The organism is Dokdonia sp. Hel_I_53, assembly GCF_007827465.1.
Taxonomy (GTDB): Bacteria; Bacteroidota; Bacteroidia; order Flavobacteriales; family Flavobacteriaceae; genus Dokdonia.
The window spans coordinates 2658281-2682008 of sequence record NZ_VISL01000001.1 but is presented as its reverse complement, the minus strand read 5'-3'; the positions used below and the strand labels follow the sequence as shown (position 1 = coordinate 2682008).

Annotated in this window: 26 protein-coding genes; 13 read left to right on the top strand and 13 right to left on the bottom strand. The window is 35.7% G+C overall.

Features of this window, described 5'->3' with window-relative positions:
- The first annotated feature begins 46 nt into the window (after window positions 1-46).
- Window positions 47-628, top strand: coding sequence for a 5'-nucleotidase C-terminal domain-containing protein (locus tag OD90_RS12030; RefSeq protein WP_261374509.1), 582 nt, complete (start codon window positions 47-49; stop codon window positions 626-628).
- Window positions 625-1536: a bifunctional metallophosphatase/5'-nucleotidase gene (locus OD90_RS12025; RefSeq protein ID WP_144669407.1), complete on the top strand. Its 912-nt coding sequence runs from the start codon at window positions 625-627 to the stop codon at window positions 1534-1536. Before OD90_RS12030 ends, OD90_RS12025 begins: the two co-directional genes overlap by 4 nt.
- On the opposite strand, the gene OD90_RS12020 is transcribed toward OD90_RS12025, so the two are convergent.
- From OD90_RS12020 to OD90_RS11990, 7 genes are all read right to left on the bottom strand, one after another.
- A complete protein-coding gene (locus OD90_RS12020) occupies window positions 1520-2143 on the bottom strand; it encodes a hypothetical protein (RefSeq protein ID WP_144669406.1) in 624 nt (207 codons plus the stop codon). The two genes, OD90_RS12025 and OD90_RS12020, sit on opposite strands and share 17 nt — an antisense overlap.
- A gap of 251 nt (window positions 2144-2394) precedes the next feature.
- Window positions 2395-2967, bottom strand: a complete 573-nt coding sequence (locus OD90_RS12015) for a hypothetical protein (protein ID WP_144669405.1) — start codon at window positions 2965-2967, stop codon at window positions 2395-2397.
- A 130-nt stretch (window positions 2968-3097) separates the two neighbouring features.
- The gene (ligA, locus tag OD90_RS12010) at window positions 3098-5092 is read right to left on the bottom strand and encodes an NAD-dependent DNA ligase LigA (RefSeq protein WP_144669404.1); all 1995 of its coding nucleotides are present in this window, start codon (window positions 5090-5092) and stop codon (window positions 3098-3100) included.
- A 137-nt stretch (window positions 5093-5229) separates the two neighbouring features.
- The gene (locus OD90_RS12005) at window positions 5230-6231 is read right to left on the bottom strand and encodes a DNA ligase LigA-related protein (protein ID WP_186434760.1); all 1002 of its coding nucleotides are present in this window, start codon (window positions 6229-6231) and stop codon (window positions 5230-5232) included.
- A 20-nt stretch (window positions 6232-6251) separates the two neighbouring features.
- Window positions 6252-6848 carry a TIGR00730 family Rossman fold protein gene (locus tag OD90_RS12000; protein WP_144669402.1) on the bottom strand — a complete coding sequence of 199 codons (597 nt, stop codon included), beginning with the start codon at window positions 6846-6848 and terminating at the stop codon, window positions 6252-6254.
- Window positions 6849-6872: 24 nt separating this feature from the next.
- Complete coding sequence (gene prmC, locus OD90_RS11995; protein WP_144669401.1) at window positions 6873-7724, bottom strand: peptide chain release factor N(5)-glutamine methyltransferase; 852 nt, start codon at window positions 7722-7724, stop codon at window positions 6873-6875.
- Window positions 7721-8206 (bottom strand): GNAT family N-acetyltransferase, encoded by a 486-nt coding sequence (locus OD90_RS11990; protein WP_144669400.1) that lies wholly within the window; start codon window positions 8204-8206, stop codon window positions 7721-7723. Before OD90_RS11990 ends, prmC begins: the two co-directional genes overlap by 4 nt.
- Before the next feature lie 26 nt (window positions 8207-8232).
- Here OD90_RS11990 and ribD point away from each other — a divergent pair, with 26 nt between their 5' ends.
- Window positions 8233-9234, top strand: coding sequence for a bifunctional diaminohydroxyphosphoribosylaminopyrimidine deaminase/5-amino-6-(5-phosphoribosylamino)uracil reductase RibD (ribD, locus tag OD90_RS11985; RefSeq protein ID WP_144669399.1), 1002 nt, complete (start codon window positions 8233-8235; stop codon window positions 9232-9234).
- On the top strand, window positions 9234-10100 hold the full coding sequence (locus OD90_RS11980) for an EamA family transporter (RefSeq protein ID WP_144669706.1): 867 nt from the start codon (window positions 9234-9236) through the stop codon (window positions 10098-10100). Before ribD ends, OD90_RS11980 begins: the two co-directional genes overlap by 1 nt.
- Window positions 10101-10125: 25 nt before the next feature.
- Here OD90_RS11980 and OD90_RS11975 read toward each other — a convergent pair whose 3' ends face one another.
- The 3 genes from OD90_RS11975 to OD90_RS11965 form a co-directional block, all read right to left on the bottom strand.
- Window positions 10126-10692: a DUF421 domain-containing protein gene (locus OD90_RS11975; protein ID WP_144669398.1), complete on the bottom strand. Its 567-nt coding sequence runs from the start codon at window positions 10690-10692 to the stop codon at window positions 10126-10128.
- 53 nt (window positions 10693-10745) lie between these two features.
- Window positions 10746-11921, bottom strand: a complete 1176-nt coding sequence (locus OD90_RS11970; RefSeq protein ID WP_144669397.1) for a GlmU family protein — start codon at window positions 11919-11921, stop codon at window positions 10746-10748.
- 122 nt (window positions 11922-12043) lie between these two features.
- On the bottom strand, window positions 12044-12508 hold the full coding sequence (locus OD90_RS11965) for a DUF4442 domain-containing protein (RefSeq protein WP_144669396.1): 465 nt from the start codon (window positions 12506-12508) through the stop codon (window positions 12044-12046).
- 142 nt (window positions 12509-12650) lie between these two features.
- Between OD90_RS11965 and OD90_RS11960 the strand changes: the two genes are divergently transcribed.
- The 6 genes from OD90_RS11960 to OD90_RS11935 all read left to right on the top strand — a co-directional run bounded on the left by OD90_RS11960 (window position 12651) and on the right by OD90_RS11935 (window position 18069).
- A complete protein-coding gene (locus OD90_RS11960; protein WP_144669395.1) occupies window positions 12651-13175 on the top strand; it encodes a DUF4870 domain-containing protein in 525 nt (174 codons plus the stop codon).
- An 89-nt stretch (window positions 13176-13264) separates the two neighbouring features.
- The gene (locus OD90_RS11955) at window positions 13265-13606 is read left to right on the top strand and encodes a PadR family transcriptional regulator (RefSeq protein WP_144669394.1); all 342 of its coding nucleotides are present in this window, start codon (window positions 13265-13267) and stop codon (window positions 13604-13606) included.
- Complete coding sequence (locus OD90_RS11950) at window positions 13603-15606, top strand: PspC domain-containing protein (protein WP_144669393.1); 2004 nt, start codon at window positions 13603-13605, stop codon at window positions 15604-15606. Before OD90_RS11955 ends, OD90_RS11950 begins: the two co-directional genes overlap by 4 nt.
- 77 nt (window positions 15607-15683) lie before the next feature.
- Window positions 15684-16727 carry a serine hydrolase domain-containing protein gene (locus OD90_RS11945; protein WP_144669392.1) on the top strand — a complete coding sequence of 348 codons (1044 nt, stop codon included), beginning with the start codon at window positions 15684-15686 and terminating at the stop codon, window positions 16725-16727.
- 3 nt (window positions 16728-16730) lie between these two features.
- Window positions 16731-17180, top strand: coding sequence for a nuclear transport factor 2 family protein (locus OD90_RS11940; protein WP_261374508.1), 450 nt, complete (start codon window positions 16731-16733; stop codon window positions 17178-17180).
- A gap of 151 nt (window positions 17181-17331) precedes the next feature.
- Window positions 17332-18069 carry a head GIN domain-containing protein gene (locus tag OD90_RS11935; protein WP_144669391.1) on the top strand — a complete coding sequence of 246 codons (738 nt, stop codon included), beginning with the start codon at window positions 17332-17334 and terminating at the stop codon, window positions 18067-18069.
- A gap of 61 nt (window positions 18070-18130) precedes the next feature.
- Here OD90_RS11935 and OD90_RS11930 read toward each other — a convergent pair whose 3' ends face one another.
- From OD90_RS11930 to trxB, 3 genes are all read right to left on the bottom strand, one after another.
- Window positions 18131-18868 (bottom strand): hypothetical protein, encoded by a 738-nt coding sequence (locus OD90_RS11930; protein WP_144669390.1) that lies wholly within the window; start codon window positions 18866-18868, stop codon window positions 18131-18133.
- A 117-nt stretch (window positions 18869-18985) separates the two neighbouring features.
- Window positions 18986-19744 (bottom strand): helix-turn-helix domain-containing protein, encoded by a 759-nt coding sequence (locus OD90_RS11925; protein WP_144669389.1) that lies wholly within the window; start codon window positions 19742-19744, stop codon window positions 18986-18988.
- 276 nt (window positions 19745-20020) lie between these two features.
- Complete coding sequence (trxB, locus tag OD90_RS11920; protein ID WP_144669388.1) at window positions 20021-21028, bottom strand: thioredoxin-disulfide reductase; 1008 nt, start codon at window positions 21026-21028, stop codon at window positions 20021-20023.
- Between the two features lie 221 nt (window positions 21029-21249).
- On the opposite strand from trxB, the gene OD90_RS11915 reads away from it, so the two are divergent.
- The 3 genes from OD90_RS11915 (at window position 21250) to OD90_RS11905 (ending at window position 23726) form a co-directional block, all read left to right on the top strand.
- Entirely contained in the window at window positions 21250-22365 is a 1116-nt protein-coding gene (locus OD90_RS11915) for a PQQ-dependent sugar dehydrogenase (protein WP_144669387.1), read from the top strand.
- Window positions 22366-22405: 40 nt separating this feature from the next.
- The gene (locus OD90_RS11910) at window positions 22406-22849 is read left to right on the top strand and encodes a c-type cytochrome (protein WP_144669386.1); all 444 of its coding nucleotides are present in this window, start codon (window positions 22406-22408) and stop codon (window positions 22847-22849) included.
- A 109-nt stretch (window positions 22850-22958) separates the two neighbouring features.
- Window positions 22959-23726: a ParA family protein gene (locus OD90_RS11905; protein ID WP_144669385.1), complete on the top strand. Its 768-nt coding sequence runs from the start codon at window positions 22959-22961 to the stop codon at window positions 23724-23726.
- Window positions 23727-23728 lie beyond the last annotated feature (2 nt).

The window sequence follows — 23728 nt, the reverse complement described above, 5'->3', positions numbered from 1 at the left end:
ACTCAGTGATTTTATAAAACCATATAAAAATGCAATTCAACTTGAAATGGATAGCATTTTAGCCTATGCACCTGCATCCTACTCAAAAAAAGATAGTAAATACAATACGGCTGTAGGCAATATGATGGCAGACGCTATTTATGAAATAGCAAATCCCGTTTTTCAAAAGCGAGCTGGATACCCTTTTGATGCTGTACTTCTTAATTATGGTGGAATTAGATCTGCTTTGAATAAAGGACCAGTAACCACAAGAACTGCCTACGAATTAATGCCATTCGAAAATGAAGTGGTCGTTGTAGAACTTAGCGGAAAACAATTAAATGAAATGTTTAAATACCTTAAGCAGGGTGTAGCACACCCATTAAGCGGGATACAATTTGAACTCAACGGTGACGGGAGTATAAAAAAAGCTCAAATTCAAGGAAGAAATATCGTCGAAAATGAAACTTACTTTATAGCCACTAGCGATTATTTAAAAAATGGAGGAGACAATATGACTTTCTTTTCAAACCCAATAAGTATACTTTCTTTAGACTATAAAATACGTAATGTTCTTATAGACTATTTTAAGAAAAAAGACACGATTGCTCCTACTACAGATAACAGATTTACAAAGGACTCAAAATGATACGTAGACATTTTTTAAAACAAACAGCCGCTGCAGGAAGTTTTTTAAGTTTAGGAGGGCTCACTTCAAGTGCTTTTTCCATAGGCACTAAAAAACATATTACCATTCTACACACAAACGATGTGCACAGTCACATTGAGCCTTTTCCGTCTAATGATTCAAAATATGCAAATCTGGGAGGTGTCTCAAGACGGTCAACTATTATTGAAAACATTAGAAAACAAGAACCTAATGTCCTACTACTAGATGCTGGAGATATGTTTCAAGGCACTCCGTATTTTAATTTTTATGGAGGAGAATTAGAATTCAAATTAATGTCTATGATGGGGTATGACGCCGCCACTATTGGGAATCATGATTTTGATAATGGCATAGGTGGGCTGGCTGCTCAAGTTCCTAATGCTAAGTTCAAACTACTGAGTGCCAACTATGACTTCAAGAATACGATTATGGATGGACTAACAAATCCTTATAGCATATATATAAAAGACGAGGTACGAATAGGTGTTTTTGGAATCGGGTTGCAATTAGATGGTTTAGTTAACAAAAAAATGTACAAAGAAACCGTTTATTTAGACCCTGTAGAAATAACTACCGACACTGTAAACACACTTAGAAATGAGGGACACTGCGACCTCGTTATTTGCCTATCTCATTTAGGATACAGCTATAAGGATGAAACTATAATTTCAGACATGACCCTAGCAAAAAAGACTTCTGGGATTGACCTCATTATAGGAGGACATACGCATACCTTTTTAGAAAAGCCGACAGTAGTAAAAAATAAAGACGGTCAATCTGTGCTAATTAATCAAGTAGGTTGGGGTGGGATTAATCTAGGGAGAATAGATTTTATTCTGGATGACGCAAAGAACGTTACAAACTCTAGTCTTATACTGGACGTTTAGTTTTTTTCTTACCCTCAATATCCGCTATTATTTCAGCTTCTGTGAGTAAAGACTCTTCTTTTACATGAAAATAGTTAAAGAAGAAAAAATAACCACTAGCCGCCATTAAACTACTAAAAGCCAAAATAAAATTCCCAATACCATAGAAATAATGAGCCCCTGCCAATATATCTGCACAAATGAAAAGCAAACTCCCCATTAAAAATAGCATAGATTTGTGAGAATAAGAGTTTAAATAATAAGCTACAGAGATGCCTACAGTGCTTAATAAAGTTACATGGTATATAACTTGACCCGCAAATAGTAAATTATTTGTATCCATAGAGCTATACAGGACTTTTAGCTGAAAAATCATTAGTACAGCATTAAGTACCAATATGAGCGTATATGAAAATGCAATTACATTAAATCTTCCTAATTTGAATTGCCCCCAGCAATCAGAGAGTAAAATAATATAGGTGATAAAAGAAAAAGCAGCTAAGCTATAGCCCCAATCAAAATCATCAAAATAAGCGAAAAAAGAAATTATATCTGATAAAAAAATGATGAAGATAAATAGATAATAACGTGTAGAAATTTTAACGGGTTTGTATTTAAAAAAAAACATCAACAATAAAATTTTAAATAAAATTCTAGTAGAGTTGTGTATAACAAAATCGTTCCTGAAGATTGAAATCTCACTTATGACTAAGCAAATAAAACATAAAATAAAGTAAATAAGGAATTTCATAAAAATAATTTAGGGATTTACAATCTAATAAAATTCATTGATTTTTGCATAAAAAATTGCTTAGTAGATTTTAAATTTTGTTTTAAAAAATTGATATAATTCTATCACGCTTTCGCGAAAGCGAGCTTTTAAAAGTAAAAATGATCTTGGTAACCTACATCTTTCATACGAATGAGGAACATGGTAAAAAAAATCTTTGCCGCCGCACCAAATAATATAGCTACTACAAGAAAAAAGTCTAAATCTAATATGAATTCATAGGCAAATGCTACTAACATTTCAACAAGTAGTGCACTAGCAACACCGGTAAGAAGTAAATTTGATGGATTGTTATTAAACTGCGGTACACCATATAAAATTACAAGAACCGTTACAAACCCTATAACTGCTGGAAGAAAAAGAAATAAATTTGGTATTGAAGGAATGATTACATAAAGACAATACATAAGTAAACCGGCTACTATAAGAAAACCTATTGTTAATTCTGTGAGATTATGTTTTGCAAAACTTCTTGAGTTAAAATGAATGATAGGCTTTAATAAGTATATCATACATATAAATAAGATTAATGCAGATATAGAAACAATCTCAATAAATTTATAATAATTATACTGAAAGAGCACTTCTGCTACCATAGCAAAAAAGAGCATAATGAAGAGTAGAATATTAAGCTTTCCAGTCGCTTTATAATAATATAGCATTAAAAATAAAGCATAGAATGGGTATAAGAGAAACTGGTAATAATCAGGAGCGGTTAGAGCGAGTAACACAATGCCTCCAGTAACAGCAACAGCCGCAGTTCTATAGATTCTCCCGTGAGTATGTTTTGATCTATCGATAAACCAAATCTAAAAAATCTTGTTCACTAATTATGGTAACATCTATTTTTTTTGCTTTCTGAAGCTTACTAGGACCCATTTTATCACCTGCAATAAGATAAGTTGTTTTACTAGAAATCGCACTAGAAACTTTACCCCCATTATCTTCAATAAGCTTTTTAAGCTCTGGCCTTGGCATATCAAAAACACCAGAAACGACAAATGTCTTACCTGCTAGAATTTCAGACTTCCCTGCTAGCTTTTCTGGTGCAATTTCTAGCTGTACTCCATATGATCGTAATCTTTCTACAAGAACAATACTAGCCGGCTTACTAAAAAACAACACTACACTTTCTGCTATTTTCTCTCCAATTTCGTCTACTGTTATAAGTTCAAGAACTGTAGCTTCCATGATAGAGGTAATATTTTTGTAATGTTTTGCGAGCTTTTTTGCAACTGTCTCTCCCACATAACGTATACCTAGCCCGAACAATACTTTTTCAAACGGGATTTGTGTAGAAGCTTTTACACCATGAACTAGATTTTCTGCACTTTTTTGGGCCATTCTTTCTAAGGGCAATAATTCCTCTACCGTAAGCACATATAAATCTGCATAATTGGAAATAAGCCCCTCCTTAACAAGCAAAGCAACTGTTTCTCCTCCTAAACCATCTATATCCATTGCTTTACGCGAGATATAGTGTTGTATTCTACCTATGATTTGTGGTGGACATCCTTCATCATTAGGACAATAGTGTTGCGCTTCTCCTTCTTTACGAATGAGCTCTGTATCACATTCTGGACAATTTGTTATATATGTAGTGGGCTCTGATGTCTCTGGCCTTTGCGTAAGGTCTACTGCTATGATTTTAGGAATAATCTCTCCTCCTTTCTCGACAAAAACCTCATCTCCTACGCGTATATCAAGTTTTTCAATTTGATCTGCATTATGCAAACTTGCTCTTTTTACTGTTGTTCCAGCAAGTTCTACAGGATAGAGATTTGCAACGGGTGTAATGGCCCCAGTACGACCTACTTGATACGTAATTTCGCGCAAGCGTGTGGTTACTTGTTCTGCTTTAAACTTATAAGCCATAGCCCATCTTGGGGCTTTTGCAGTATAACCTAACTCTTCTTGTTGCTGTAAATTGTTAACCTTTATAACTACTCCATCTGTTTCGTAAGGCAGCTCATGACGGGCCTCATTCCAATGATTAATAAACTCTAAAACCTCATCAATATTCTTTGCCAATTTTGCTGCTTTAGGAACCCTAAAACCCCATTCTCTAGCTTTTTCTAGGCTTTCCATCTGTGTAGTAATACCTAAATTATTACCCGTAATATTATATAACAAACACTGCAATGGCCTCTTTGCAACTTCAGCACTGTCTTGAAGCTTTAAGGAACCACTTGCTGTATTCCTTGGATTGCGATATAACTCCAAACCTAATGCCTCGCGATCTTTGTTCATCGCATTAAATCCTTCCCAAGGCAAAACTATCTCTCCTCTAATGTCAAATTTATTTGGATAAGCGCCTTTTAATTTTAAAGGAACTGACTTGATGGTTTTAATATTAGTTGTCACATTATCACCCTGTAAACCATCGCCTCGAGTAACTGCTCTTAAAAGAATTCCATTTTCATATGTAAGGCTTATTGAGGCTCCGTCATACTTGAGCTCGCAACTATAATTTACTTCACCGTCAATCATTTTTTTTACACGAATCTCCCAATCAAGCAAATCTTCTTTTGAATATGAATTATCTAAAGAATACATACGATGATCATGAACTATTGTTTCAAAGTTTTTTGTCACTCCTCCACCTACTCTATGAGTGGGCGAATTAAGATCGTCAAATTCTGGATGCTGTTTCTCTAATCTCTGTAGTTGCTCAAGTTTTTTGTCAAATTCAAAATCTGAAATGGTGGGGGTGTCTAATACATAATAACTATGATTATGAGTTTGTAACTCTTTGCGAAGTGTCTGAATTTGATCTTTAACGTTCATATTAATAATCTAAATATGTTATGCTAAATTTAATGGACTAAATCTTTTTTTTGGAGGAATCAGTTAGCTTTTTTCAATTCAAGATAAAAAACCAAATAGTTATAATTTTTTGGTTTAATTACTAGTAGCGCTAGGTTTTAGGCTCCCCAAACACCATTTAGCCAGTTTTTGAAACTCCATTCATTTTCTTTTAAAGAAAAATCCGAACTTTCAAATTTAAATGCTACTGCCCACTTTGGGGCATTTTCTGTAAAACCTAATTCTTTCTGATGTGTTAAATGATTCACCTTAATTACAATTCCATCTATATCATAGGGCAGTTTTTGACGCTCAATTGATGTGTCATTGATACAATTTACAATTGCATCAAAGCTTGAGACCTCACTAATTAAATTAGACACCTTAAATCCCCAAGTTTTTGCCATATAGATACTTTCTGAATGGGTGTTTATTGTTAAGTCCTTGCCGACAATTGAATAAGGTAAAAAAATTAAATTTTTACAAGACATTTCATGAATATTCTCAAACTTTAAGGAGGCGCTTGCCGCACTTTGAGACGAGTTATATTCACTTTCACCTCTATCTTTTCTTTTCTTATTTAAAATTTCAAAATCAACTTTAGGCATTACAATTTCTCCCCTTATATCAAATTTTTGAGGGTAATTACCTATTAATTTTAAAGGAATTGTTTTAATATTACTTATGTGTGCTGTTACATCATCACCTTGTAAACCGTCGCCTCTGGTTATTGCTCTCCACAGATTGCCATGTTTATAGGTTAAACTTATTGAGATACCATCATATTTAGGCTCGCAACAAAAGCTAACCTTATCTGAGAGAGTTGAGCTTATCTGACCTACCCAATCTTGCAGTTCATTTTTTAAGTATGTATTTTCCAAAGTATACATACGTCGTGTATGTACAATGGTTTTAAAGTTTTTAGTAATAGCGCCTCCTACTTGATGTGTTGGAGAGTTAATATCATTGTATTCTGGGTATTTTTTTTCTAATTGCTTTAGTTGTTCCAGCTTTTTATCAAATTCAAAATCTGATATGGTAGGGGCATCTAGCAAATAATAATTTTCGTTATGCTTTCTTAGCTCCCTACGGAGGGTGAGTATTTGATCTTGAATAGTCATATAAAAATCTAAATGATAAACTACTTTTTTTCTACAAGTGATGCTTTTAACCATTTTGGCATCGCCATTGGTTTGAAATTTTTCATTTTATGCAATAGCCCTTCGATAGTTGTGTCTACCAATAGTATATCAAGATTTTCTTGTTTCAGAAATCCTTTATCTACCATATTTTTAAGTGCAGAAAGTAAATCATCATAAAAACCATTTACATTGAGCATACCTACTGGTTTTTGATGTAAAGCTAGCTGGCTCCAGGTAAGTACTTCAAAGAGCTCTTCCATAGTGCCAAATCCTCCAGGTAGCGTTATAAAACCATCAGAAAGCTCTTGCAACTTCATTTTACGCTCGTGCATAGTTTCATTTACTATAAGCTCAGATAAACCATTATGTACTACTTCTTTAATTTTTAAAAATTCTGGAATCACTCCCACCACTCTACCGTCATTGCTTAAAGCTCCATCTGCCACGGCTCCCATTACACCAATTTTAGCCGCGCCATAAACTAAGGTTATTTTTTCATTTGCCAGTGTTTGCCCTAGTAACCTTGCTTGTTCAATAATACCTGGATCATTCCCGGGACTACTCCCACAGTAAACACAAATTGAATGTATAGTCATAGTTATATAGGTTTTAATTTTTGTCTAGCGCTTCGCTTTGATCATACGTTCTTTCCCAAAGATATCTTTTTTCAACACAAGATTGTTGAATCCTATTTCTTTTAAAAGATAGAGCATTTCAGCACCTAAATATTCGTTTATTTCAAAAAATAAAATTCCATCTTTGGCTAAATTTTTATAAGCAAGCTGTGCTATCTTCCTGTAAAAAATTAAAGGGTCGTCATCAGGGACAAAGAGCGCACTATCTGGTTCATTCAATAGAACATTATCGCGCATTTCGGCTTTTTCAAGCGCTCTTATGTATGGCGGATTGCTTACAAAAATATCATATACCCTATCAAGCTTTGTTGCTTTAAGAATGTCTTTGTGAGTAAAATCAACCTCAACATTATTTGTAAGTGCATTCTCTCTGGCTGTCATTAGTGCATCTTTAGAAATATCGACAGCACTAACATTAGCTGTTTTATCGTGAGCTGCAATGGCAATAGCGATACAGCCAGATCCCGTACCGATATCTAAAATGTTCGTTTTAGACTTTACATTCTCTCTAATTGATTCTAAAACCCACGCTACCAATTCTTCAGTTTCTGGTCTTGGGATTAAAGTTGCTGGATTTACTAGAAATTTCAATCCATAAAACTCTGTACTTCCTATGATGTATTGAATAGGCTCGCTTTGTTCTAGCCGATTAAGAACCTCCTTTAATGCTTGTTCTTCTTTTGTTGAGAGCTCACATTTTCGCGAAAGCGATATTTCTACCCTAGTCTTATTAAGCACATATTCTAATGCTATAAAACATAGATTCTCGATTTCCTCTGGCTCTGATATGCCTGAAAGTGTGTTTCTAAAAAGATTTCTAAAATCATCTATGCTCATAAGTCTATAAGCATATGTACGGGACATGAAAAGTGACCAGTATCTCCCAGCGGTTCGTCAATATATATAAAGCCCGTGCGTTTATACAATTTTTGAGCAGCTTCCATATAAGGCATGGTTTCCAAGTAACATTGGTCAAAGCCAAATTCACGCGCCTTTTGAAGACACACATCCATCATTTCTTTTCCCAATCCAGTGCCACGAACTTCTTCTAAAAAATACATTTTTTGCAGCTCACATACATTCCCATCATAATTATCAAGCTGCGCAATCCCAGCACAACCTAATATTCTCCCATCTGCCTCCACTACAAAATAGGCTGCCTTAGGTTGTTTATAGTGCTCATACATGGTGTCCAGTGCTTTGTCTGCATAAGCAGTACCTACTTTAGGAGCACCTAAGTCCATAAGTACCTTACGCACTACGGCTGCTACTTGAGAATTATCTTCTTTTTTAATGGGTCTAATGATAGGTTTGCTCATCCTTTTTAAAGGTTTATTTTTGCGGTGTGAAGATACACAACACCTATATAAAACGCTGTTTAGAATTGGCAAAAAATGGCCTTCCAGAAGCGATGCCTAATCCATCTGTGGGTGCTGTTCTTGTTTACGGTGACACCATTATTGCAGAAGGGTATACAACTGCCTATGGTGGATCACATGCAGAGGTGAATTGTATCGCTTTCGCGAAAGCGAACCATCCTGAAAAAATTGAAAAGTCTACCTTATATGTTTCTTTAGAGCCTTGCAGTCATTATGGAAAAACACCTCCGTGTGCAGATCTTGTAATTGATTCTGGTATAAAAAAAGTTGTTGTTGGAACACTTGACCCTTTTGCCAAAGTAGCTGGCAATGGAATAAAAAAACTAATCCAAGCCGGTATCGATGTTACTGTAGGTGTTTTAGAAGCGGAATGCTATGAACTCAACAAACGTTTCTTCACTTTCCACAAATTAAACCGTCCCTATATCATTTTAAAATGGGCAGAAACAATAGATGGTTTTATTGCCCCTGAAACTAGAGATGCTCAAAACCCAGTCTGGATTACAAATACGTACTCAAGACAACTCGTGCACAAATGGCGAGCCGAAGAAATGGGGATTCTCGTAGGAGGTAAAACTGTACTTGCAGATAATCCAAGTTTAACTACTCGTGATTGGGAAGGAAATTCCCCAGTGCGAATTGTCATAGACACAAAAGGAACACTCTCAAAAGATCTTGCAATATTTGACTCAAGCGCAAAAACAATTGTCTTATCAGAGTCTGATCCTGAGAAAATTTGCGAGCTGCTTTTTAAAGAAGAATTACAATCTGTAATTATAGAAGGGGGCGCCCAGACTTTACAGCGGTTTATTGACTCAAATCTTTGGGATGAAGCACGCGTATTTGTAGGTCAATCTCATTTTAAGAACGGCACCAAAGCTCCTAAGCGCTCTTCTGATTTTGTAAGATTGAGCAGTGAATCAATTAAGGGAGATATTTTAAATATTTACAAAAACAGTTCTCATTGATCTATTATCTAGCATTAAGCATAGCCGCCTCAAGTTTAATATTTGTCGTTTTCAAATTATTTGCAAAGTATGAGGTCAATACGCTTCAAGCCATTATTGTAAATTACTTTGTTGCTTTTTCTTGTGGTATGTTACTTTATGAAGGATCTACAGAAATAAGCGCCGTTCATGAACAGTCTTGGTTTTATCCTTCCATCAGTCTCGGTGTTTTGTTTATTATAGTGTTTAATTTAATGGCAATAACGACACAGCGTAGTGGCTTATCCGTAGTGTCTGTTGCGACAAAAATGAGTGTTGTTGTCCCAATATTATTTGGTGTTTTCTATTATCGAGAAGCATTAGGAATATATAAGATTATAGGAATTGTCTTGGCTCTTATAGCTGTGTATCTCACGTCAACTAAAACAAAAGATGGAATTAGCATAAAGAAAGAAAATCTCATCTTTCCTATTTTAGTTTTCATTGGAAGCGGCACTATAGAAACCAGTATAAAGTTTATTGAGGAAGCTTACGTAAGCAAGAGTGATGTACCGATATTTAGCGCAACTATATTTGGCGCTGCTGCTATTGTTGGTCTATGCATCGTCATTTATCAAATGCTTACAAAAAAATTCAATTTTGAATTCAAAAATATTTTTGCAGGAATTTGTCTTGGTATCCCAAACTATTTTTCAATATATATGCTAGTCCAAGCCTTGCGCCAACCAGAATTTGACAGCTCCACGCTATTCACTATAAATAATGTGGCTATTGTAATGGTAAGCACACTTCTGGGTATATTACTTTTTAAAGAGCGTCTTATTACAAAAAATTGGATTGGGATTGGATTAGCTTTTATCAGTATTTTATTGATTACTATTCTATAGAATTTCTAAAAGCATAACCCATATCCTATTCTTCATCTTTAATTACTTCGTCGATTAAATTGAATTTTGTAGTCGGATTTTCAACCTTATAAGTGAAAATACTCAATTTCCCCGTACGCTCTAGTATCGCATACTCAACATCCCCTAAATCTCTTATGGCATGTTCTCTTAGCATCCCATACAACTCTTCTTTCCTAATTCGTGAGTCTTTTAATCCTTGCTCTAATATTTCTCCTTTTTTAATAAGTGTTGTAGGCTTACCATCAAGAAATGTATTTACATTTCTGTAATTAATCTGTAAATACTGAAGATATCTAGACATGGCTACAATGAGCACAATAACGATGCAGGCAAAGATTAAAGGAACTTTTGGGTAAAACATGGTATCCCCTATAGCAGAACCAAGGGCTATAATTAGAACATTTTCAAACATGGAAAGGCTTCTATTTCCACGCTTTCCCAATAATCGCATGACCAAGACGGCAAATAAATAGATAAAGGTAACTCTAAACCCAATTTCTAATAAGAATAAAGCCTCGTTTTCCGTTCCTAAGAATATTCTTTTCCACTCAAAAGGGGTTACCGTTTCCATATGCTGTTAGTTATGTATAATTCAATAAATAAACCTTCATAATTGATATTTGTTTAATCCCTACGATACTGCTTTGTCTCTTCATAAACATGATTGAGAATTGCTTCATCTTCTTCGGAGAGTTCTATATCACGTCTGGCCATCGCAATCTTTGCAGTCTCATAGGCCTTATTAGTTTTGTGGGTCACAAAACCACTTGCACCTCCCCAAGAAAAAGATGGAACAAAGTTACGAGGGAAACCGCTACCAAAAATATTTGAAGCAACGCCCACTACGGTTCCAGTATTAAACATCGTATTGATACCACATTTTGAGTGATCTCCCATCATCAGACCACAAAACTGTAATCCAGTGTTTGCAAATCTTCCCGTTTCATAATCCCATAATTTTACCGAAGCATAATTATTTTTCAGGTTTGAGTTATTAGAATCTGCACCTATATTGCACCACTCACCTAGTACACTATTGCCTAAGAAACCGTCATGACCCTTACTAGAATACCCCATGAATACCACATTATTCACCTCACCCCCTACTTTACAATGAGGACCTATAGTTGTACCACTGTAGATTTTTGCCGCCATTTTAACTGTTGCATGATCACACAATGCAAATGGACCTCTTATCATAGAACCTTCCATAATTTCCGCATCTTTACCGATGTAGATAGGACCAGCTTCTGCATTAAGAGAACACAATGGTAGTTTTGCTCCTTTCTCAATAAAAATTTGACCATCATTGAGCACCATTGTTGTTTCTGGTACAGGCTCAGACTCCCTACCTTCTGTTATCATTTCAAAATCTCTAGCAATAGCCTCACCATTTTTTGCAAATATGTCCCAAGTATGCTCGATTCGTAAAACATCTGGTGCGTTGTATTGAATACATTCATACGCATCAAAATTAACCTCTTCTCCTTCTGTGACTGAAAAGGCAATCACTTCGTCACCATCAAAAAAAGCTTGTTTTCCAGAAATCCCCTTTACAATATTTGCAAGATTTTTTGAAGGCAAATATGAAGAGTTGATCATCACATTCTCTTCTAATTCTACCATAGGCCACTTTTCTGAGAGATATTCTTCTGTAACCGTAGATGTAGTAGAGCCTAGTAAGAACTCCCATTTCTCACGTATGGTCATAATTCCCACACGCAAATCTGTGACCGGTCTAGTATAAGTAAAAGGTAGTAATTGATTGCGTACGTTGCCGTCAAAGAGAATATAGTTCATGGTAAATGCTTTAAACAGCTAAATGTACATCTAGATAACTGTTAGATTTGTTTACCAAAGGTAAAAACTATCTAAGCAAATTGCTTAACGTGAACTACAATAAATTATTAAAAGTGTACACCCTATCGAGGCTTCTTAAGAAGAATAGTCCATTCAAAATTAAACTCGGAAACCTGAACGCCATCTTCATTTGTACCTGTTGCTTTCATCCAGCATGTTTGACCATCTCCAGTAGCCACAGCTTTATCTATAGCCTCTTTAATTGCTTCACCATCTTGACATACAAAAGTGATTCTTCCAGTTGCCTTTTTTGTAAAAGTGGCGTTGTTATTTGCAACCAACATAGAGATTTTCTTACCACTTTTTTGAATGTGTGCAATAACTAAAGCTCCAGTTGCTAGCTCTGCCGCCATCCCTTGTACGGCCCAAAACATACTTTTAAATGGATTTTGATTAATCCATTTATGTTTTACCGTAGTTGAACAAGACTCTGGTGATAACGATTTTACTCGCACCCCTGTAAGCCATGCAGATGGCAGCTTAAACATCGTGAAAGTATTGAATTTACTTGGAGAAGGGAACGACATAGGATTGTATTTAGATCAAAAATAAGATAAATATCAATACTATGCGCACATATCATTATCTTAAATTATTGTTAATTTTTAGTACTATGCGTAACAAAGTACCTTTTTTTAGACATATATTTGCATAAGACAATAACACTCTATGAAAACTAGTATACCCACACATCAAAAAAATGTAGGCACGTTTATTCACCTATCGACCTTTTCTAAATATTTTTTCCCTTTTGGAAACTTTATAGCTCCGCTCATAATATGGAGTGCTCAAAAACGAGATTCTTCATTTATAGATGAGCATGGCAGGGGAGCCATAAACTTTCAACTAAGCATTTTACTATATACGATAGCGATTGTATTGTTGAGCCTGCCTTTTTTTCTGTATCAATTTTTAGCCTTTGAAAGCTCGGAAGCTCAACTATTTGTTAATGGACATATAGATCACTTTTCAGAATTAAAGGAGTTAGGAGGAATTTTTACAATAGTTGTAATCCTAGGTATTTTACTTATAGGATTTTTCTTGGCAGAAATTATCTGTGTAATATCAGCAGCTGTGAAGGCTTCAACCGGAGAAATTTACAAATACCCTATCACTATAGAGTTTATAAAGAAAACAGTCATAAATGAGGAAAAAACTGTTTCTGAGTTAAAAGAAGAAGAGAATTTGAAGTAATACGCTTTCGCGAAAGCGTAACCTCAGAAATCATCAATTAAAATCATCAATCAAAAAACAATCAGTTATGCACATTAAAATCGACACTTATGAAGATTGAAAACACAAAAGCACAAATGCGTAAGGGCGTGCTAGAATATTGCATACTCTCTGTCCTTAAAGACAAAGATGCTTATGTAGCCGAAATACTAGATACTCTTAAAGACGCAAAATTGCTAGTGGTAGAAGGAACTATTTACCCACTTCTCACTAGACTCAAAAATGCTGGATTACTAAACTACAGGTGGGAAGAATCTACCAGCGGCCCACCACGTAAATACTACGGACTTACCGAAACAGGTAAGATATTTTTAAATGAACTCTCAACCACTTGGGATGAGTTGCAAACTGCAGTTACAGTTGTAACCACCACTAAAACCGAAAAAAAATGAATAAGACAGTAAATATAAATTTAGCAGGGATTTTCTTTCATATAGATGAAGATGCGTATGGTAAATTACAACGATATCTCGCTGCCATAAAAAGTTCATTTCAAGGTGTGCAGGGAGAGGATGAGATTATTGCTGATATTGAAGCAAGGATATCAGAGCTATTTTCAGAGCGAGTAAAAGACGACCGCCAGGTAATAGGACTAAGTGAATTAGATGAAGTCATTGCTATCATGGGACAACCAGAAGATTATCGTGTAGATGACGATATTTTTGAAGATGAAACTACTACCGGATCTTCATCTCAATCAAGACAAGCTCCACGTATATCACAACGTCGTTTCTTTAGAGACACAGACAATGCTTATATAGGCGGTGTTTCTAGTGGGATGGCTCATTATTTAGGCATAGATCCTCTATGGGTTCGTATAGGATGGGTATCACTTATTGTACTTACTTGGTTTACCTTAGGAGGTACGGCACTTATCTATCTTGCGCTATGGGTTTTTGTTCCTGAAGCACAAACCACAGCAGATAAACTCGCAATGCGGGGAAAGGCTGTTAACATTGATAATATCACAGAAAAAGTAAAAGAAGGATTTGGAAATGTTGCAGATAGAGTTCAACGTGTTGATTATGATAAATACGGTAGCCGTGTAAAAACTGGAGCTCAGGGTTTTTTTAGTACGCTTAGTACCGTGATTATGTTTTTCTTAAAAGTACTAGCTAAAATTGTGGGGGTTATCCTCATTATCACTGGAGCTACAGTAGTAATTTCCTTACTTATCACTTTTCTCACAGGAGGTATGGTAGATATTTTCACGCCCAATTTAACTGAGATGCCCTGGTTTTCTAATGATAGCGGGTTGCCAATATGGCTTGTGTTATTACTTTCATTTTTAGTGATAGGAATACCATTTTTCTTCCTCTTTTATCTTGGGTTAAAGATTCTCTCTTCTAATATGAAGTCAATGCCCACCTCTGCAAAGCTTAGTTTACTGGGCGTGTGGCTTGTAGCAGCAATAACGGGAGGTATACTAGCTGTACAACAGGCCGTAAAATACGCAGATATGACCACTGGGAAGACAATCGAACGTACCGAGCTTGCTATTACGCAAAATGATACGATAAGAATACAAATGCAAGAAAGTGATCTTTATGACATCCCTTTTGGTAGATCTAATGGATACGTAAAAACATTGCGTAAAGGTGATGAGAGTGTAGCTATAGAGAGAGATGTACTTTTAATTGTGCGTAGCACAAAAGATAGCACTGGTTATATTAAAATAGAGAAGCGTGCAACTAACCTCTCTTATGATAGCGCAAAAGAGCTGGCAGAATCTATAGACTACCATATGGATTTTTCAGACAATATCCTCTCTTTAGATGGCTTCTTTACATCTCCATCTATTAATTCATATGGTAGATGGAATGACAGGGAGGTAAGAGTTATTGTGTATTTGCCTGAAGGAGCAACTTTGATCGCAGATGAAAACACCTATTCTTATCATAGAAATGAAAGTCGCTATCGAGATATTTTAGATAATGGGACAGAAGAGAGCTATCTCAAAGTGGGTAGTGACAAACTACTATGTGAGACCTGCCTTGACCAAGATCGTGAAGATTGGGAGTTTACAGATGATGATGGATGGCAAGAACGCAGCTATGAAGAAGGAGATTCTGTGACTAACTGGAATAAGACAGATACAGGCGTAGTGCTAAAAATGACACAAGAAAAAATCTCTCTTTTTATTGGAGCAAATGCCACAGAAAATGAACTTAGACGTGTGCAAGAAAAACTTCTAGAAAGAGGTGTTACCCTGGCTTACGCTGGGTCTACCTTTAGAAGTGATGACAAAATAGCTTCTTTGACACTATCTGTAACAACAAATGATGGATACGATGCGGTACTCACAAGTAGTCGTGACAAACTGCTTAAAACGGGTGTGAAGTTTGAAAGAAATTTTAATGAAACTGGAAAAACAGCTTTTATATTTCAATAGTAGCTTCTCTTAAATCTGCTAAATTATTCATTGAGCCAACACCCCAGAGCAATAGCATTTTAAATAATTAAAATTGTATGAAAACGATAACACTATCTATAATTATGCTCTTAAGTGTATGGGCTGGAAGAGGACAGAATACTTTTAATGAGATGGACAGCTTAATAACGGCTGGAGTGTATAAAGAAATTTCTAGTGTGGTGATTTCACATAAAGGAAAAATTATTTTTGAGAAGTACTATAACAAGGCTAATGCAGCTACACTTCACAATACTAGGTCTTCAACAAAAACAATCACTGGAACATTAATAGGGTCACTTATACAAGATGGTCTTATAAAAAATGTAGAAGAACCGGCTTGGAAATATTCTAAAGTAGCCAATATTTCTAATCCAGACAGTCGTAAAGAAAAAATTACGATTGAGAGTTTACTTACCATGTCATCAATGCTTGAGTGTGATGACTGGAATGAATTATCTCGTGGACAGGAAGAGAAAATGTACCTCATTGAGGATTGGGTAAAATTTTATTGGGATTTGCCTGTAAAAGGGTATCCAGAATGGGTGTCAAAACCCAGCGACCAGCCATACGGAAGGGACTTTAGCTATTGTACTGCGGGTACTGTGGTACTGGGAGATGTGATACAGAATGTCACAGGGTCTTTGCAAGCATATGCAGATAAAGCACTTTTTTCTAAACTTGGAATTGAGGATTATCACTGGCAAATCACTCCTACAGGCATACCTATGACAGGTGGTGGGCTAGGTCTAAATAGTAGAGATTTAATTAAGATAGGGCAACTTTACCTCAATGATGGGCTTTGGAATAACGAGCAAATCATAAGTTCTAGTTTTGCTGAGGCATCCAAAACTCCTAAGGCATCAATGGAGGCTCCTAACTATGATTACGGGTATTTATGGTGGATAGGAGACTTTGGTTCAGAAAAAAAGCAAACGGGTTACTTTATGCTGGGTAACGGAGGAAATAAAATCGCCGTATTTGATGACCTTAACCTCGTTGTCGTTCTCACCAGTTCTTTATTTACAAAAGGCATTGAAGCTCACAACCAGACTGCTGAGATACTAGATACATATATTATACCATCCATCCAAATAATATAAACCATGAAAATAATTTTTATAGTAAGTTTTACGCTCCTTTTTTGTTTGCAGTCATTTGCTCAGTTACCTAAGGAGAGTTCACTTTACAAAGAGATACTAGCCATGGACACAGCGTTTTTTGAAGCTTACAACAATTGTGATCTTGATGCTCAAGACGCAATGATATCAGAAAAGATAGAATTTTTTCATGATAAAGGAGGCTATACAACTGATAAACAAGGATTATTAGAAAGTTTAAAAAATAATATATGTGGCAAAGTTAAACGCACACTTGTAGAAGGCAGTTTTGAAGTTCATGAAATCCCAAATTATGGGGTAGTCGCGATGGGATACCATACCTTTTATAATAAACAAGAACCAGATGCAGAACAAAAACCAGGTCGCTTCATTAATCTGCTCACTAAAAATGAAAAAGAAATTTGGCAACTGACTAAAGTAATTAGTCTTCATTAACAATTCAGCATAAAAATACTACAGTTGAGTAAGTTACGCTTTCGCGAAAGCGTAATAAATTACAATTTTACAACCACAAATAGAAATCAAACAATTAACCAACCACCTGTAATATGTTACACACAGATTTTACAGCAATAAATCAAAAAGTATGACAACAGTTATTAAATTTATCGTGGGTATCTTGACAGCCCTGATGCTTACTTCTTGCAATTTTGATATCAGCTTCGGACAATTGAGAGGAAATGGCAATGTTATTAAAGAAGACATGAATATTTCAGAACCTTTTACAGAGGTTTCAGCAGGAAATGGCTGGGATGTCATTTTAGAAAAAGGGGCTGCAAACTCTGTTATTATTGAAGCTGATGAAAACCTTGTAGATGCAGCAGAGGTATATGTTCAAAACGGAAAACTTAAAATTCGTTGTGAGCAAGGAATAAGTAGTGCTAGTTCAAAAAAAGTGTTTGTAACCTATGCACAATCACTTGAAGAGATTAGTGCTAGTAGCGGCGCCAGCATCTTTGCAAATGAAGTAATAAAGGGAAATGATATGGAATTTAATGCATCTTCAGGAGGTTCCATAAAGGCTGAAGTTGCTGCAAATGATGTTGAGACTGATGTAAGTAGTGGTGGAGTTTTAAAGATTTCTGGAAGAACCCGCCGATTAGATGCATCAGGATCTAGCGGGGGAGTTTCAAATTTACGTAACTTAAAATCTAAAATTGCAAAAGCAGATATATCCTCTGGAGGTGTTATAGAAATTAATGCTTCTGAAGCTTTAAAAGCAGAAGCTTCTTCTGGTGGGGTAATAAACTATTATGGAAACCCAAAAAATATAGACAAGCCAGAAAAAAATTTTTCTGGAGGTGTGATAAAATCAGGGAATTAGTTTTTTGACGTATTATTGAAAAAATATAGCTAAACTACACAAAAACCGTTTAGCTATATTTTTACAATAATTTATTTATGTAAATATTACTTGTACCTGCGCTGCGCATTCTTGTTGTTCCTGCAGCTCCACTACGTACAATTCCTACAGATATATTTGAATTTGCACCTATTTCTAAAACTTCTCTAAGATGCAATGATGATTCATTTGTGCCGCTAGATCGTCTCATATAACCTGTAGACCCATAAGAACCAACAGGGGATCCATTTACTTCTAAACGTATTTCTGGGCTTTGACGTGTATTTGTAGTGACACCTTTAAGTGAAATATTTACTACTATTTCATATCGACCAGCCTCTGAGATATTGAGGTTTTCTGAATCTACTAGACTGTAAAGTGATGCATTATCATTCCACATGTTATTTCCATAAATTGGACAATCAATTGCTGGAAAGACATTAACATTTGTAGTAAAATCAGTATTAATATATTTCACGGATTGATTGACTATGGCTGAGCTCTTTATAGACTCCCATATTGGTGCAACAGCCGTATTTATATTGACTTGAATTTCATCTGTATCTGTGTTGAAGAAAATTAGTCCATTGGCTGGTTGAATAATTAAATCTCTTTGTGTACCAGTCATCCGAGGAATCAACAAGCCTGAGTTGTCACTTTGAATATCCAAAGCACTTGATGGATCTGGATTTGTAGTGTTGATACCTACTTGAGCAGATGCATTGAGGATACAGCAAAAAAAAGTAAAAATAACGAAGAGTGGGGATTGGGGAATTCTCACAAAAAAAATATATAGGTTAGTAAAAGTTAGTTTTGGGTAATTACAATAATATACTTTTTTAGTAAAAAAAATAATAGCTTCTTATTTAGCAAAGCAAGCTTCAAATAAATTTCCCTCTTAATGTATGCTATTCTTTATTTTAATCATTTGAGCTTCTAGCATGGCCATTTTTTCTTCTAGACCATCTGCCAGTTCTGGAATGCGATGGTAAAAGACATATCGTATTCTCCAGAGCTCTTTGACCTCCTTAATTTCAAATTCTTTATCGTCTATATTTTTGTGATCTGCGCGTAAGGTCACCGTAGTGCCAGAGAAATAACCTCTTCGTAATACGAGTTCATCGTTTACCACTGCTAGCACAAGATGACCATTATTAAGTTTTTTATAAACTTCCTTAGGTACAAGCTCTCCTACCACAATGTCTTTAGGAAATAACCCCTTATCATTGCTACTCATTTCAAGACTGGTCACCGTATATGCCCTAAATGTTTTTTCTGGATTTACAGGTAACTGTAAAAACGGTAAGTCATTAGTAAACGCCTCTTTACTATGATGCTGCAAGTAGTCTTGCGTGTTTTTTTCTGTTATTAACGGAATGTCTGGAAACTGTTTTCGTTTAGAAAGCTCTTGATTAAGGGTAAGATCAGACTTAAATTTAAGTAAACTATTTACCGTTAGCTCCTTAGTAAGAAGATCACCTATAGGTATGCTAAAATGATTAGCAATTTTTATAATAGTATCAATTTTGGGTTCACTCCTACCCTCCTCATAAGCCCCCAAAGTCCCTCTTTTCAAGTCAAATAGATCAGCCATAGCCTGCTGACTCAGCGTTTTGACACTACGGATTTTTCTAATATTTTTTCCAAAACACGACATATTTTGCTAATTTTATTAAGAATAATAAAATTAGCAAAATGTTTAAAAAATAAATTTTGTTATTATTTATTTCTACAGAAAATTTTCGCAACCATTAGTTGTGGCACAAGTACTCTCTCAAATGATGGAGTTTACCGAGAATCTAGAAGGGATTAAGAAAGCCCTAGAGAAAGGGTTAGAGCGGTAATTTTTTTCTTATGGAAAATAAAAAAACTATTTAAAAAAAAATACGACAGCGAGAGCTGTCGTATTTTGTATATATTATTTTTAGAAATATTATTGCTGTTCCGCTGGAACTTCATCAGTATAAGTAGAGCCTACACCTGGCTCATCTTGTGGTACCTCACCTATTGCGGCTAAGTAACGTTCTGCGTCTAGTGCCGCCATACATCCTGTACCAGCAGCGGTTATTGCTTGGCGATACACATGATCTGCAGCATCTCCAGAAACAAATACACCTGGTACATTTGTCTTTGAAGATCCTGGTGTATTAATGATATACCCTGTCTCATCTAATTTTAAATAGTCTTTAAAGATATCTGTGTTAGGCTTGTGCCCTATCGCTACAAAAAATCCTGTTGCTGGGATATCGTGCTCCTCACCATTTACGTTATTTTTAACTCTAGCACCTGTCACACCTACATCATCACCCAGTACTTCTACAGTTTCCGTATTATATAAAATCTCTATATTCTCAGTATTCTTCACACGAGCTGCCATAATTTTTGAAGCTCTAAACTCATCACGACGCACAAGCATCGTTACTTTTTTACAAAGTTTAGAAAGATAATGTGCTTCTTCACAAGCGCTATCTCCTGCTCCTACAATAATCACTTCCTGACCTCTGTAGAAAAAACCATCACAAACAGCACAAGCAGATACACCTCCACCCATTTTCAAATACTTTTGCTCAGAAGGTAATCCTAAGTATTTTGCACTTGCGCCTGTAGAGATAATCACAGACTCTGCGTGTATTTCCTTTTCTCCATTAATCCACGCTTTATGTACATCCCCAGAAAAATCTACTTTAGTCACCCATCCGTCACGTACATCTGTTTCAAACCTTTCAGCTTGCTTTTGTAGTTGCACCATCATTTCTGGACCTGTTACTCCATCAACATACCCTGGAAAATTTTCAACCTCATTGGTCGTCGTAAGTTGACCTCCTGGTTGTTGTCCTTGATAGAGCACTGGTTTCATATTTGCTCTAGCGGCATAAATAGCCGCCGTATATCCTGCTGGTCCTGAACCTATGATAAGGCATTTTACTTTTTCTATTGACATGATCTATTTTTTATTCGCTTTCGCGAAAGCGTACCTCCCCTTTCACAATTGCTAGATTCTTAACTTATATACTATTACAAAAGTAGGATTTACAAGCCAAACCTTGCTGACAACTTATCAAGAAAAACCATTCCTTTATCACAAATCCTTATAAAGACCCTCAGTCAGACCTTTTTTGTATTGCCGAATATTCTGTAAATTGTCCATAAACTATTGAACTTATGAAAAATCACTTTATATATATGCTCGTCTTATTCTTAGGGACGGTTGCTTGTGCTCAAAAACAACGAGTTGATGATGTACCGCTAACTTCAAATACAAACTATACCTATGAAGTAATTGTATCAGAACTTACAAACCCTTGGGGTCTAGAAGTACTGCCAGATGGCTCTATGTTAATTACTGAAAAAAGCGGTGAATTAATTCATTTTAAAAACGGAAAAAAAACATTGGTAGCTAATGTACCAGAAGTAGTGTCTCGTGGTCAAGGAGGATTGCTTGATATACGTTTGCACCCAGACTATGAATCTAATGGATGGATTTACTTCACCTATTCTTCTCCAGAAGGGGAAGAAGATGGCGCCATGACAGCACTAATGAGGGCAAAACTGGTTAATAATACTCTTATAAAAAAAGAGCTTCTTTACAAAGGGAGTCCTAATACTAGAAAAGGACAACATTTTGGGTCGAGAGTACGATTTGATAAAAATGGAGATCTCTTTTTCTCAATAGGGGAGCGTGGAGAGCGCGATGCAAACCCACAAGACATTACGAGAGATGGAGGTAAGATATATAGACTTTATGATGACGGAAGTGTTCCTAAAGACAATCCCTTTGTACGTAAAGCTGATGCTAAAGAAGCGATTTACTCTTATGGGCACCGCAACCCTCAAGGAATAGCAGTTCATCCTGAAACAGGAAAAATATGGATACACGAACATGGCCCTCGCGGGGGTGATGAGATTAATATTCCAGAGTCAGGTAAAAATTATGGCTGGCCCGTTATTTCCTACGGAGTAAATTATAGTGGCACTTCGTTTACAGATATAACAAAAAAAGAAGGAATGGAGCAACCTCTATATTATTGGGTGCCTTCCATCGCTCCATCGGGAATGGCTTTTGCATATGAAACTGGGGATAAGCACTTAGATGGAAATTTACTCATAGGTTCTTTAAAATTTGAATATTTAGAGCTTGATATTCTAAAAGAAGGGCGCGTTGTTGCTCGCGAAAAACTATTAGAAGACATTGGTCGCGTGCGTAATGTTATCAATCACAATGGTACTATTTATGTAGGTGTGGAAGGGAAAGGTATTGTAAAACTGATCAAAAAATAATCCTAGACAAAATTCAATATTTTTGAGAATTAGAAAACCGATGAAAATTATATTTCTTAGTATCGCTGTTTTAATCATTACGATTACATTTTTTACGAAAGCAAAGTTTAAACCTGAAGAAAAAAACCTAGACTACTCAATTCAAGATTCCCTAAAAAAATCTATAACCCGTGGAGAAGGCGTTTATAAAGATTTTTGCATCCAATGCCATTTAGGAAAAGGAGAAGGAGTCTCTGGAACATTTCCTCCTCTTGCAAAATCTAATTGGCTCACACCTAAGCGGTTTAAAGAAGCTATCAAAGTCGTAAAATATGGGCAAGAAGGGAAAATAACCGTAAATGGCCAAACCTACAATGGCATAATGGCAAATCTTGAATTGTATGATGATGAAGTAGCAGATGTGATGAACTACATTATGAATAGCTGGGGAAACTCACAAGACACTATGGTAACAGAAGAGATGGTAAAAGCCATTTCTAAATAACAAAGTATTCTCAAAACATAATCTACAAATTAGGTGTTTTTCATATTAGAGAGATTTTGATTACGCATTTTAAATTGTACTTTTACCTCTTAACTGTCCTCCAATTTTTATGGGAAAAATAATAGCAATTGCAAATCAAAAAGGTGGTGTAGGTAAAACTACAACCTCAGTAAACCTTGCAGCTTCTCTAGGTGTTCTCGAGAAAAAAGTACTACTCATAGATGCAGATCCTCAAGCAAATGCAACTTCAGGGTTAGGTTTAGATGTAGAGAGTATAGAAATAGGAACGTATCAAATCTTAGAACATACCATTCGTCCAGAGGAAGCAATTATAAAAACCTCCTCTCCTAACTTAGATATTATCCCTGCTCACATCGACCTTGTAGCTATTGAAATAGAGCTGGTAGATAAGGACCAACGAGAATATATGATGAAAAATGCCATAGGTCATTTACGTGATTCCTATGATTATATTCTTATTGATTGTGCCCCCTCACTAGGACTCTTAACACTTAATGCACTCACTGCATCAGATTCTGTAATGATTCCTATCCAGTGTGAATACTTTGCCCTAGAAGGATTAGGCAAATTATTAAATACTATTAAAAGTGTTCAGAAAATTCATAATAAAGAGCTAGACATAGAAGGGTTATTATTAACTATGTTTGATTCTCGTTTGAGACTATCCAATCAAGTAGTTGAAGAAGTTCAAAAACACTTTAGTGAGATGGTATTTGAAACAATTATACAGCGCAATGTACGCTTAAGTGAAGCACCCAGCTACGGAGAAAGTATTATAAATTATGATGCTGCAAGTAAAGGTGCCACAAACTATTTGAGCCTTGCTCAAGAATTGATCACAAAACAAACTAGCTAAAC

Excerpts from the sequence above, each read along its gene's own strand:
- OD90_RS12030 (WP_261374509.1), top strand. The coding sequence starts at position 47 with ATGGATAGCATTTTAGCCTATGCACCTGCATCCTACTCAAAAAAAGAT.
- OD90_RS12025 (WP_144669407.1), top strand. The coding sequence starts at position 625 with ATGATACGTAGACATTTTTTAAAACAAACAGCCGCTGCAGGAAGTTTT.
- OD90_RS12020 (WP_144669406.1), bottom strand. The coding sequence starts at position 2,143 with ATGTTTTTTTTTAAATACAAACCCGTTAAAATTTCTACACGTTATTAT.
- OD90_RS12015 (WP_144669405.1), bottom strand. The coding sequence starts at position 2,967 with ATGCTATATTATTATAAAGCGACTGGAAAGCTTAATATTCTACTCTTC.
- ligA (WP_144669404.1), bottom strand. The coding sequence starts at position 5,092 with ATGAACGTTAAAGATCAAATTCAGACACTTCGCAAAGAGTTACAAACT.
- OD90_RS12005 (WP_186434760.1), bottom strand. The coding sequence starts at position 6,231 with ATGACTATTCAAGATCAAATACTCACCCTCCGTAGGGAGCTAAGAAAG.
- OD90_RS12000 (WP_144669402.1), bottom strand. The coding sequence starts at position 6,848 with ATGACTATACATTCAATTTGTGTTTACTGTGGGAGTAGTCCCGGGAAT.
- prmC (WP_144669401.1), bottom strand. The coding sequence starts at position 7,724 with ATGAGCATAGATGATTTTAGAAATCTTTTTAGAAACACACTTTCAGGC.
- OD90_RS11990 (WP_144669400.1), bottom strand. The coding sequence starts at position 8,206 with ATGAGCAAACCTATCATTAGACCCATTAAAAAAGAAGATAATTCTCAA.
- OD90_RS11975 (WP_144669398.1), bottom strand. The coding sequence starts at position 10,692 with ATGGAAACGGTAACCCCTTTTGAGTGGAAAAGAATATTCTTAGGAACG.
- OD90_RS11970 (WP_144669397.1), bottom strand. The coding sequence starts at position 11,921 with ATGAACTATATTCTCTTTGACGGCAACGTACGCAATCAATTACTACCT.
- OD90_RS11965 (WP_144669396.1), bottom strand. The coding sequence starts at position 12,508 with ATGTCGTTCCCTTCTCCAAGTAAATTCAATACTTTCACGATGTTTAAG.
- OD90_RS11960 (WP_144669395.1), top strand. The coding sequence starts at position 12,651 with ATGAAAACTAGTATACCCACACATCAAAAAAATGTAGGCACGTTTATT.
- OD90_RS11955 (WP_144669394.1), top strand. The coding sequence starts at position 13,265 with ATGAAGATTGAAAACACAAAAGCACAAATGCGTAAGGGCGTGCTAGAA.
- OD90_RS11950 (WP_144669393.1), top strand. The coding sequence starts at position 13,603 with ATGAATAAGACAGTAAATATAAATTTAGCAGGGATTTTCTTTCATATA.
- OD90_RS11945 (WP_144669392.1), top strand. The coding sequence starts at position 15,684 with ATGAAAACGATAACACTATCTATAATTATGCTCTTAAGTGTATGGGCT.
- OD90_RS11940 (WP_261374508.1), top strand. The coding sequence starts at position 16,731 with ATGAAAATAATTTTTATAGTAAGTTTTACGCTCCTTTTTTGTTTGCAG.
- OD90_RS11935 (WP_144669391.1), top strand. The coding sequence starts at position 17,332 with ATGACAACAGTTATTAAATTTATCGTGGGTATCTTGACAGCCCTGATG.
- OD90_RS11925 (WP_144669389.1), bottom strand. The coding sequence starts at position 19,744 with ATGTCGTGTTTTGGAAAAAATATTAGAAAAATCCGTAGTGTCAAAACG.
- trxB (WP_144669388.1), bottom strand. The coding sequence starts at position 21,028 with ATGTCAATAGAAAAAGTAAAATGCCTTATCATAGGTTCAGGACCAGCA.
- OD90_RS11915 (WP_144669387.1), top strand. The coding sequence starts at position 21,250 with ATGAAAAATCACTTTATATATATGCTCGTCTTATTCTTAGGGACGGTT.
- OD90_RS11910 (WP_144669386.1), top strand. The coding sequence starts at position 22,406 with ATGAAAATTATATTTCTTAGTATCGCTGTTTTAATCATTACGATTACA.
- OD90_RS11905 (WP_144669385.1), top strand. The coding sequence starts at position 22,959 with ATGGGAAAAATAATAGCAATTGCAAATCAAAAAGGTGGTGTAGGTAAA.